This is a genomic window from Mycobacterium sp. UM_Kg27, from assembly GCF_000972905.1.
GTDB lineage: Bacteria > Actinomycetota > Actinomycetes > Mycobacteriales > Mycobacteriaceae > Mycobacterium.
In genome coordinates, this window is record NZ_JRMM01000150.1 from 1 (window position 1) to 10,166 (window position 10,166).

The 10,166-nt window shown below is 69.3% G+C and carries 9 protein-coding genes; 4 read left to right on the forward strand and 5 right to left on the reverse strand.

Features of this window, described 5'->3' with window-relative positions:
• Positions 1 to 340: 340 nt before the first annotated feature.
• Together tyrS and LI94_RS18370 are read right to left on the reverse strand one after the other, a co-directional pair.
• Positions 341 to 1,609, reverse strand: a complete 1,269-nt coding sequence (gene tyrS, locus LI94_RS18365; protein WP_024442908.1) for a tyrosine--tRNA ligase — start codon at positions 1,607 to 1,609, stop codon at positions 341 to 343.
• A gap of 17 nt (positions 1,610 to 1,626) precedes the next feature.
• Positions 1,627 to 2,238, reverse strand: a complete 612-nt coding sequence (locus LI94_RS18370; RefSeq protein ID WP_046302086.1) for a DNA-3-methyladenine glycosylase — start codon at positions 2,236 to 2,238, stop codon at positions 1,627 to 1,629.
• 68 nt (positions 2,239 to 2,306) lie between these two features.
• Between LI94_RS18370 and LI94_RS18375 the strand changes: the two genes are divergently transcribed.
• Genes LI94_RS18375 through LI94_RS18385 form a run of 3 tightly spaced genes read left to right on the forward strand, consistent with a single transcriptional unit; the run spans position 2,307 to position 4,449 of the window.
• The gene (locus LI94_RS18375) at positions 2,307 to 3,065 is read left to right on the forward strand and encodes an ABC transporter ATP-binding protein (RefSeq protein WP_046302087.1); all 759 of its coding nucleotides are present in this window, start codon (positions 2,307 to 2,309) and stop codon (positions 3,063 to 3,065) included.
• A complete protein-coding gene (locus LI94_RS18380) occupies positions 2,999 to 3,829 on the forward strand; it encodes an ABC transporter permease (protein ID WP_081654587.1) in 831 nt (276 codons plus the stop codon). Before LI94_RS18375 ends, LI94_RS18380 begins: the two co-directional genes overlap by 67 nt.
• Positions 3,829 to 4,449, forward strand: coding sequence for a TetR family transcriptional regulator (locus LI94_RS18385; RefSeq protein ID WP_046302088.1), 621 nt, complete (start codon positions 3,829 to 3,831; stop codon positions 4,447 to 4,449). Before LI94_RS18380 ends, LI94_RS18385 begins: the two co-directional genes overlap by 1 nt.
• Here LI94_RS18385 and LI94_RS18390 read toward each other — a convergent pair.
• Complete coding sequence (locus LI94_RS18390) at positions 4,415 to 4,648, reverse strand: Trm112 family protein (protein WP_024442903.1); 234 nt, start codon at positions 4,646 to 4,648, stop codon at positions 4,415 to 4,417. The genes LI94_RS18385 and LI94_RS18390 overlap by 35 nt on opposite strands.
• Positions 4,645 to 7,629 carry an acyl-CoA synthetase gene (locus tag LI94_RS18395; protein WP_024442902.1) on the reverse strand — a complete coding sequence of 995 codons (2,985 nt, stop codon included), beginning with the start codon at positions 7,627 to 7,629 and terminating at the stop codon, positions 4,645 to 4,647. Before LI94_RS18395 ends, LI94_RS18390 begins: the two co-directional genes overlap by 4 nt.
• Positions 7,630 to 7,744: 115 nt before the next feature.
• Here LI94_RS18395 and LI94_RS18400 point away from each other — a divergent pair, with 115 nt between their 5' ends.
• A complete protein-coding gene (locus LI94_RS18400; RefSeq protein WP_046302089.1) occupies positions 7,745 to 9,526 on the forward strand; it encodes an ABC-F family ATP-binding cassette domain-containing protein in 1,782 nt (593 codons plus the stop codon).
• A 7-nt stretch (positions 9,527 to 9,533) separates the two neighbouring features.
• On the opposite strand, the gene LI94_RS18405 is transcribed toward LI94_RS18400, so the two are convergent.
• Complete coding sequence (locus LI94_RS18405; protein ID WP_052739972.1) at positions 9,534 to 10,163, reverse strand: M15 family metallopeptidase; 630 nt, start codon at positions 10,161 to 10,163, stop codon at positions 9,534 to 9,536.
• Positions 10,164 to 10,166 lie beyond the last annotated feature (3 nt).

The following is a 10,166-nucleotide window of genomic DNA, read 5'->3' on the forward strand; positions in this document are numbered from 1 at the left end:
CACCCCCAACACGGGGCGCCGAAGGCATGGCAAAAACAACAACAAACAAAAACCACCAAACACACTATTGAGTTCTCAAACAACACGCCCACCTGAACGCGCAGTCGAACCGCGGCTAAAAGCCGCGTATCGGCAGTGCGGGCAGATGAAAACCCCCGGAATCGCATCTGAATCTCTGTCGATTCCGCGGGCTTGTCGCGCTCCCCCGGCTTGGCCGTGTCGCGGCGACGTCGATAAAGTTACGCGAGGTGAAACTGGGAGTCAAATCCGCTGCTAGCAGGCCCTTTTCAGCCGGTTCAAGATCAACTCCGGCGCCCGCCGGGGCGGTTCGGGCCCTGCTCTAGACGCGTTCCACCCCTGCCACGTTGCGCTTGCCGCGGCGCAGCACCAACCACCGGCCATGTAGGAAATCGTCGGGCTGCGGCGTCCATTCCTCGCTGTCGACGCGAACGTTGTTCACCGAGACACCGCCCTCGCCGACGGTGCGCCGGGCCGCGCCCCGACTTGCCGACAGACCGGTGGCCACCAAAAGGTCGACAATGCTGTCCGCGGTTCCGGGCTCCAGCTGCGCGACCGAGGTCTCTTGCAGGGCCGCGGTCAGGGTGGATTCGTCCAATCGGGTCAGCTCGCCCCGGCCGAACAGTGCCTGGCTGGCCAGCTCCACCGCCTCGGTCGCGGCCTCCCCGTGCACCAAGGTGGTGAACTCCCGGGCCAGGGCGCGCTGGGCGGCGCGCTCGTGCGGGCGTTGCGCGGTCGCTTCCTCCAGTGCGGCCAGCTCCTCGGCCGACAAGAAGGTGAACCAGCGCAGGTAACGGATCACGTCGGCGTCGGCGGTGTTGAAGAAGTACTGATACCAGGCGTACGGGCTGGTCATCTCGGGATCCAGCCACAGGCTCCCACCGCCGGTGGACTTGCCGAACTTGGTGCCGTCGGCGGCGGTAACCAGGGGCACCGTCAACGCGTGCACGGTCGCGCCCGACTTCTGGCGCACCAGCCGCACCCCGGCGATGATGTTGCCCCACTGATCGGAGCCGCCGATCTGCAGCGAACAGCCGTAGCGCTGATGCAGCTGCACGTAGTCGTTGGCCTGAAGGAGCATGTAGCTGAATTCGGTGTAGGAGATGCCCTCATCGAGTCGGCGCCGGATGGTGTCGCGGTCCAGCATCACGTTGACCGAGAAGTGTTTGCCCACGTCACGCAGGAATTCCACCGCCGACAGCGGCGCGGTCCAGTCCAGGTTGTTCACCACCACGGCACCGGTCGGGCCGTCGTCGAAGTCGACGAAGCGCTCCAGCTGCCCGCGGATCCGCTCGGACCACTCGGCCACGGTGTCCGCGGTGTTCAGGGTGCGTTCGCCGCTGTCGCGAGGATCGCCGATGAGCCCGGTGGCGCCGCCGGCCAACACGATGGGCCGATGCCCGGCCCGCTGGAAGCGGCGCAATGCCAGCAGCGGCACCAGGTTTCCGGCGTGCAGGCTCGGCGCGGTCGGGTCGAATCCGGCATACACCGTGATCGGTCCGCGCGTCACGTCGGCGGTCAGGGCGTCCAGGTCGGTCGACTGGGCGATCAGCCCGCGCCAGGTCAGCTCGTCGAGAATCGTCGTCGGCATGGGTTGATTTTCCCGGATCAGTCCGAGGCGCCCGGCGCCGGTGCCCGCGGGCTGCGTCGGTACGCCGAAACCTCGGGTGTCCCGGCCGCCCACAGCCGCCACGGCCGGTCGGCGGCCTGACTGACGCCCACGCGCGGCCCGGCCTGTGCCGGCAGCGGCCCGCCGAGCTGCAGCCGCACCGGGCTGCGTGGGGCGAACAGGTCGATTCCGTTGTCCGCCATGGTGATTCCCAACGCGGAGCAGAGGTTGCCCGGACCGCGGGCCAATGCCACGTCCGGCACGGTGTCACCGCGGCGGGCTTGGACCAGCTGCTTACCCGCGGCGATAACCGCCGCCCGCAGCAGCACCGCGGCGGCCGTCCCGTCCGGGCCGCAGACCACGTTGGCGCAGATGTGCATGCCGTAGCTGCGGTAGGTGTAGAGGCGCCCGGGCGGGCCGAACATCACGGTGTTGCGCGGGGTGGGGCCGCGGTAGGAATGCGCCGCCGGGTCCGGCCAGGGCCCGCTCGGCACGCCCCCGTAGGCCTCCACTTCGACGATCGTGGCGTCAACGCCGCGGCAGGTGAGGGTGGCGCCGAGTAATCGGTGGGCAGCCGCGAGCGGATCCACGGCAAGCCGGACAGCACTCACGCTGGGAGATTCTGCCTTGCGGCCCCAACCCCTTGACAGGGTGCCGTGCCGGGCAGATTATTCATCACATGGTGATTTCATCGCTTGATGAATTCTTGGCATCGGGTCCTGCCGTGGCGATCGATCACCTGCGGGTGGCGCGCGGCAAGCGGCCGGTACTGCACGACCTCTCGGTGCAGATCGCCCCGGGCACCATCACCGGCCTGCTCGGGCCGTCCGGCTGCGGCAAGACCACCCTGATGCGCGCCATCGTGGGCACCCAGCTGATCACCGGCGGCCGGGTCGAGGTGCTCGGCAGCCCGGCCGGCTCCCCCGCGCTGCGCCACCGGGTCGGCTACATGCCGCAGCAGGCCACCATCTACGACGACCTGCGAGTGGTCGACAACGTGCGGTACTTCGCCGCACTCACCGGGGTCGACACCCGCGACGCCGACGATGCGATCGAGCTGGTGGACCTGCGCCAGCACCGCGGCGACTACTGCGCCAACCTGTCCGGCGGGCAGCGCGCCCGGGTCTCCCTGGCCTGCGCCCTGGTCGGCCGGCCGGACCTACTGGTGCTCGACGAGCCGACGATCGGCCTGGACCCGGTGCTGCGCGCCGAACTCTGGCAGCAGTTCGCGGCGCTGGCCCGGCGCGGCACCACCTTGCTGGTGTCCAGCCACGTGATGGACGAGGCCGAGCACTGCGGCGATCTGCTGCTGATGCGCGAGGGCCGGCTGCTGGCGCGTACCACCCCGCGACGACTGCGAGAGGAGACCGGATGTCAATCGATGGAAGAAGCGTTCCTGTCCATCATCCGGCGCACCACCGCGCCCCGAGCCGGCTGACCGGAGCCCTGCAGCTACGGCCCTTCGCGGCCACCACGCTGCGAATCCTGCGCCAGCTGGCAGGTGATCACCGCAGCGTCGCGATGATCCTGCTGGTGCCCAGCCTGGTCATCACGCTGATGTACTTCATGTTCTCGGGCGCCGTGCACCCGCCGGGTACGCCGTCGCCGTTCAACGCCGCCTGCCTGGTGCTGCTGGGCCTGTTCCCGCTGTTTCTGATGTTCGTGATCACCGCGATCACCATGCAGCGCGAACGCGCCTCGGGAACCCTGGAGCGCATCCTGACCACCCCGCTGCGCCGGGGCGACCTGCTGGCCGCCTACGGGACCGCGTTCTCGATCGCGGCGGCCGCGCAGGCCAGCCTGGCGTGTCTGGTCGCATTCTGGCTGCTGGATTTCCACACCGCGGGCAGCCCGGCATGGGTGTTCGGGATCGCGATCATCAACGCGGTGCTCGGCGTCGGCCTGGGGCTGCTGTGCAGCGCGTTCGCCCGCACTGAATTCCAGGCCGTGCAGTTCATTCCGCTGGTGATGGTGCCGCAGCTGCTGCTGGCCGGAATCATCGTGCCGCGCGCGGCGATGCCGGAGTGGCTGCAGTGGGTGAGCAACGCCATGCCGGCCAGCTACGCCCTCGAAGCGCTGCAGCAGGTGGGCGCCCACCCGGACCTGACCGGTGTCGCCGTGCGCGACATCGTCATCGTGCTGGCGTTCGCGACCGCGGCACTGGGACTGGCCGCGGTCACGCTGCGGCGACGGACCGCGTAATGGCCACCGCGTCGAACAGCCGCAGACCGGGTCGCCCGTCCGGCGGCTCGGACAACCGAGAGAAAATCCTGAGCGCGGCTCGAGAGCTGTTCGCCCGCAATGGTTTCGCGAACACCTCGATTCGGGCGGTGGCCGCCGCGGCGGGCGTCGACGCAGCGCTGGTACACCACTACCACGGCACCAAGCAGCAGCTGTTCGCCGCTGCGGTCGAGCTGCCGATCGATCCGATGGCGGTGCTGGGGCCGTTGCGCGAGACGCCGGTCGAGCGACTCGGGCGCACCCTGCCCGAACTGCTGCTGCCGCTGTGGGATTCGCAGGCCGGCACCGGCGTGATCGCGGCGATGCGGTCCATGCTCACCGGGACCGAGGAGCCCTTGGCCCGGTCGTTCTTTCGTGACATCGTGATCGCCGAACTCGCCCCGCGCATCGACGAGCCGTCCGGAACCGGCGTGCTGCGCGCCGAGTTCGCCGCCAGCCAGTTGATGGGCGTGGTGGTCGCCCGCTACATCGTCGGGCTCGAGCCGATCGCCTCGCTGCCCGCGCGGGAGGTGGTGGCGATGATCGCCCCGACCCTGCAGCGTTATCTCACTGGGGAGCTGCCGGACCCGCTTGGGCAATGAGCAGGGCGTGTTCGTCGTCGCCGATGGTTTCGGACTCGTCGATCAGCAGCACCGGGATGTCGTCGTCGATGCGGTAGGCCCGGTGCAGGCGCGGGTTGTAGAGCGCCTGGTTGCCGGAGCCACCGGAGCGCCGCACCAGCAGCAGCGGCCCGCGGTCGGCCGGGCAGACCAGGATGTCGAGCAGGTCCTGGGCGATCATGGTCGGCCACCGGCCAATTCGCCACGCACCGCGGCGGTCAGCCGTTTGAACTGCCGGCTGCCGGCGTCGTAGTACCAGGCGTTGCGTCCTGCCTTGGGCAGCCCGGCGTCGCGCAGCGCGCCCACCACCGGTCGGTACACGGTGCTCAGCGACAGGTCCGGCACCACGTGGATGACATCGGGACCGACACCGGACGGAAGCGCGGCCACCGCCTCGCTGAGGTCGGCCGCGGTGATGGTGGCGCCGGGCTGCACGGTCACCGCCGACACCACCAGGTCCGCCCCCTCCGTCGGCACCCGATAGGTGACGGCCAGGTCCACGCCGGTGACGGCGCCCAGGGCGTCGGTGATGACTACCGGGAAGGCGATCCCGCGGTCGGTGCGGATGCTGGATGCGCGCCCGCCGACCAGCCAGTAGTCGCCGTCGGCGTCGCGCCGGAACAGGAACTCGGTGGAGATCCAGGTGTCGGCCGGCGCGAACACCCCGCGCTTGACCGAGGCCGACGGGTCGATAGGTCCGCGCGGCTTGGCCAGCATCACGCCGACTTCATCGGTCTCGGCGACTCGCACGAAACCGCGGTCGTCTTCCAGGATCAGGTCGTGATCGCAGTCGTATGCGGCCAGCTCGACATCCACCGCGCCGGGCAGCGGGCGCCCCTTGCTGCCGACCTTGGCGCCGGAGACGTTGGCCAGCACGGCCTGACCGTCCTTGGTGGCGAAGAACTCGACGACGTGGGCCGGCGCGAACACGTCGGTCACCCGGTTCCACAGGCCGACGGGCATACCGGAACCGATGAACAGCCGGACCGGGTGGTTGCCCTGCAAGACGAAGTTCGGGTCGTCGATGACCTCACCGAGCATCGCCCAGGTGTAGGACACCACGCTCACGCCGTACTGACGGACCTCGTAGACGAACCGGTCCGGGTTCAGGCCGCGCGAGAGCGCGATGCGGGCCCCACCGACCACGGCACCGCCGAGGCTGACCAGGAGTCCGGACTCGTGGTGCAGCGGTGTGAGGCAGTACACCGTGTCGTTGGGGCCCAGGGCCGCTGTCGACGCGGTGCCGAACGCCGAGAGCGCCCAGCGGAAGTTGGTGATCTGCTTGGCCACCAGCTCGCCGGCCGCGTTGCCGAAGGCCACGAATGCCAGGTCGCGGGCGAAACCGGGGTTCGGCCGGTACCAGCCGGGCAGTTCGACGGCGTCCGGGTCGATCTGTTCCATGTCGACGACGTCGATGTCGGTGGGCAGGTCCAGGTCGCGGGCTTCACCACCGCCGAGCACCAGCACCTGGCAGTCCAGTTCGCGGGCGGCCGCGCCGACCAGCTCCAGGGTCTCCGGGTCGACGATGATGTCGGAGATGCCGCCCAGGTGAGCCGCGGGCAGCAGGTCGCCGTCGGTCGGCATCAGCACGGCCACCGCACCCAGCCGAGACAGCGCCGCGATCGCGACCAGGGCGCTGGGCCGGGTGGCCATCAGCACGCCGACGTGGACGCCTTGGCGCACCCCGACTTCGATCAGGCCGCGGACGACGTTGTCGATGCGCTTGTTGACCGCCTCGTAGGTGTGCACGCGCCCGTCGAACAAGAGGAATTCGCCGTCGGGTGAGTCGGCGGCCTGCTCATCGATGATGCGGCCCAGCGAGATGCGGGTGTGGTCGTTGATCTGTCCGAGTCGGGCCAGCCGCGGCAGGGTGCGCGCGGTCTCAACGGCCATGGTGCGCATCGATTTCTGCGCCGCCACCATGGCGTCCGCGGCGCCGCGCGCCAGCGTCAACGCGACCTCGGAGGCCTCACCCAGCCCGTGCGCGATCCGCGACGTCATCGCCACACCGCGCTTGTCGCCTTCGGACGGCTGCGCGGACATCAGCGCCACGCCGGCCGGCTGCGGACCCATTCCGGACTGCCACAGCACCCAGCGCGCCACGGTCGGCCAGGTCAGTTCGGCGGCCTTGGAACCCACCACCAGACCGAAGTGGCCTGCCCGCAACAGATATTCGAAGACCTTGGCGTCGGGCGCCGCGCGGCGGATCCCGCGAACCGCCGCCGGCTGCCCGATGTCATCGACCTCGCCGACGAATGCCAGCACCGGACAGGTGATGTCGGTGAGCGTGACCAGCTGACCGTTGATCGCGAAACCACCCGTCATCATCCGGTTGTGGGCGATGAACTGCTTGAGCAGCTCGGAGATCGCCGGACCCGACCAGGCGATCCAGCCTTCGGACTCCAGGAAGCGGCGCTGCGCCTCGCGCGGCAGCAGGGCTTCGCGGTCATGCAGCTGGCGCAGGAAGTCCATCCGCGCCTTCGCCGTCTTGAGCGGGTCCATCATCTGGAAGCCCAGGCGAGCCTGCCATCCGGAGATGTCGAGCCGGTTGAAGACGTGGTCGGCCATGAAGCCGGCGACACCGGAGGCCAGATTGGGCGGCAGTCCCATCGGCAGCGCGGCCAGCGTGTCCACCGGAGAACCGAACGCGATGATGCTGGCGATGTTCTTCGAATGCCGGTATGCCCCGGTCTGATAGGCGAACATGCCGCCCTGGGAGTAGCCGGCCACGTGCACGTCGCGCCCGGTGGTCTCGGCCACGGTGTCGATGGCCTGGCTCAGGCCGACGATGTGGTCGGCCAGGTTGCGGCGCATGCCGCCTTCGATCTGGTCCGGTGAGCCGAAGTCGATCACCCACGGGTCCACGCCGGCGGCCCGCAGAATGCCGACCGCGCCCTCGTCTTGCGTGACGTCCCACATGTTTGCCGACATCATCATCGGGTGCACCAGCAGCACCGGCGGTCCGGGCTGCGGTTGACCCGGTCGGCTGTCCGGCGGGAAGTACCGCCGCAGCTTGTACATCGGGGTGCTCTCGACGATCTGGAACGGTGAGGGCACAGTTCCGGTCTCCAGACCGCCCCAGCGCAGCACCTCCAGGCCGTTCTGTGCGGTGGCCATCAGCCACTCGACCGGCCGGGTGATGGCCGACAAGTTCAGATCCACCGCTGCTCCCCTACGTTGCGCACGATCCTGGAATGACGTGCACATTCTGGCATATCAGGGCCGTTCGTCCGGCTGGTTCACCATTCGCCGAGGGGCAGGCAGTACCGTTCCAGCAGTGGCACACCTGCTCGGAGCTGAGGCCCTTCACCTGCGGTACCCCACCGGTGTGGTGTTGGACTCAGTCACCCTCGGGGTCAATGACGGCGCCCGGATCGGCATCGTCGGGCGCAATGGCGACGGCAAATCGTCGCTGCTGCGGCTGCTGGCCGGCGCCGCCACCCCGGACTCGGGCCGCGTCACCCGGCGCAGCGGACTGCGGGTCGGGTTGCTGGACCAGGCCGACACCCTCGCCCCGGACAGCACGCTGGGGGCGTCGCTGGTCGGTGACCAGGCCGACCATGAATGGGCCTCCAATCCGCGAATCCGCGACGTGGTGGACGGCTTGGTCTCCGACATCGCATGGGACGCAACCATCTCCGGGCTGTCGGGCGGGCAACGCCGGCGAGTGCAGTTGGCGGCCTTGCTGATCGGCGAATGGGACGTGATCTGCCTCGACGAGCCGACCAACCACCTCGACGTCGAGGGAATCACCTGGCTGGCGCGCCATCTTCAGCAGCGCTGGGCTCGCAGTGCCGGCGCCCTGCTGGTGGTCACGCACGACCGGTGGTTTCTCGACGAGGTGGCCACCACCACCTGGGAAGTGCACGACCGCATCGTGGAACCGTTCCAGGGCGGCTATGCGGCCTATGTTCTGCAGCGGGTGGAGCGCGACCGGATGGCCGCGGCCAGTGAGGCCAGGCGGCAGAACCTGTTACGCAAAGAGTTGGCCTGGCTGCGACGTGGGGCACCGGCGCGCACCTCCAAGCCGAAGTTCCGCATCGAGGCGGCCAACGCGCTGATCGCCGATGTTCCGCCGCTGCGCAACGACGTCGAGCTGATGAAGCTGGCGACCGCACGGCTGGGCAAGGATGTCATCGACCTGCTGGACGTCTCGGTCTCGTTCGACGGCAAACCGGTGCTGCGCGACGTCGAGTGGCGGATCGGCCCCGGTGAGCGCACCGGGATCGTCGGCGCCAACGGTGCCGGGAAATCCACCCTGCTCGGGCTGATCGCCGGGACGGTGGTGCCGGACAGCGGCCGAGTCAAGCGCGGCAAGACGGTGCGACTGGGCATTTTGGACCAGCAGTCGGCGGAATTGGCGACGCTGCGCGACGACCGGGTCGCCGACGTGCTGGGCCGGCTGCGCAACGACTACCAGGTCGACGGCAAGGAGATGACGCCCGCACAGCTGTTGGAGCGGCTCGGGTTCGGCAGCGCTCAGCTGTCGGCGCGGGTGGGCGAGCTCTCCGGCGGGCAGCAACGGCGGCTGCAGTTGATGCTCACCTTGCTCGCCGAGCCGAACGTGCTGGTGCTCGACGAGCCCACCAACGACGTCGACACCGACATGCTGACCGCGACCGAGGATCTGTTGGACTCCTGGCCGGGCACCTTGATCGTGGTCTCCCATGACCGGTATCTGTTGGAGCGGGTGACCGACAACCAGTACGCGATCCTGGACGGGCGCCTGCGCCACCTACCGGGCGGTGTCGATGAATACCTGCAGCTGGCCGCCGACGCTCGTCGAGCGCCGGTGTCGCGGCCCGCCGCCGCTGCCGACGATGGTCCCGGTCCGCTGTCGGGAGCCGAACTGCGTGCGGCACAGAAGGATCTGGCGGCCGTCGATCGCCGGCTCGCGCGGCTGGCCGAGCAGATCGAGGCCAAGCATCACGAGCTGGCCGCCTTTGACCAGTCCGATCATGTGGGCCTGGCGGAGCTTACCCGGCAGCTGAGGGCGCTGGAGGCCGAGGTGGCCGAGCAGGAGGGCCGTTGGCTGGAGCTCTCGGAGCTGGTGGAGTAGGCGCGCGTCAGCGCCGCTCGAAATGCTGGTAGTCCACCGGCGAGCGCCAGTTGCCGCCCCAGCTCCACCCAGCATCGGTGAAGGCGCGCACCGCGGCATCACCGGCATGCAGCAGGCCCGGCTCGATCCGGCGGCGATCCAGGTAGACCGCGGCGTTGCGGGGCACGAACCTGCCGTGATCGACCCACGGATTCAGCAGCGGGTTGACGTCGATGGCCCGGCCATAGGCGTGGAGCGCCCAGTTGCCGGAGCCCGGGATGCGCCGGCAGTTGAACGCCGAGGTGTTGTTGTCCTCCATCGACAGCTCGTCGTCACCGCCGCGATAGTGCGCCACCGGTTGCATCCGCTCGATCGGGAACTCCAGCCGGTAGAGGCGGTCGAATATGGCGATGACCTGAGGAACCAGCTCCTGATGCACGATCAACTCGCCGCGATGCGGCCGGTCGTCGAAGCCCAGGTGGGTCACGGTGACCCGCCGCAACTGCGCGGGGGTGACCGGGCAGTCGCGGTGCCAGGTGGGGCCGAGTTCGGTGGCCGTGACGGCTGCGACGGCGGCGGGCTCGGGTGCGTTGCGCGGCGCGGATTCCGCCGGCGCCGAGCCGGGTGGCGGCCCGGCGCCGGTGCACCTGTCTCTTATACA

Excerpts from the sequence above, each read along its gene's own strand:
- tyrS (WP_024442908.1), bottom strand. The coding sequence starts at position 1,609 with ATGCCGACGACGATTCTCGACGAGCTGACCTGGCGCGGGCTGATCGCC.
- LI94_RS18375 (WP_046302087.1), top strand. The coding sequence starts at position 2,307 with ATGGTGATTTCATCGCTTGATGAATTCTTGGCATCGGGTCCTGCCGTG.
- LI94_RS18380 (WP_081654587.1), top strand. The coding sequence starts at position 2,999 with ATGTCAATCGATGGAAGAAGCGTTCCTGTCCATCATCCGGCGCACCAC.
- LI94_RS18385 (WP_046302088.1), top strand. The coding sequence starts at position 3,829 with ATGGCCACCGCGTCGAACAGCCGCAGACCGGGTCGCCCGTCCGGCGGC.
- LI94_RS18390 (WP_024442903.1), bottom strand. The coding sequence starts at position 4,648 with ATGATCGCCCAGGACCTGCTCGACATCCTGGTCTGCCCGGCCGACCGC.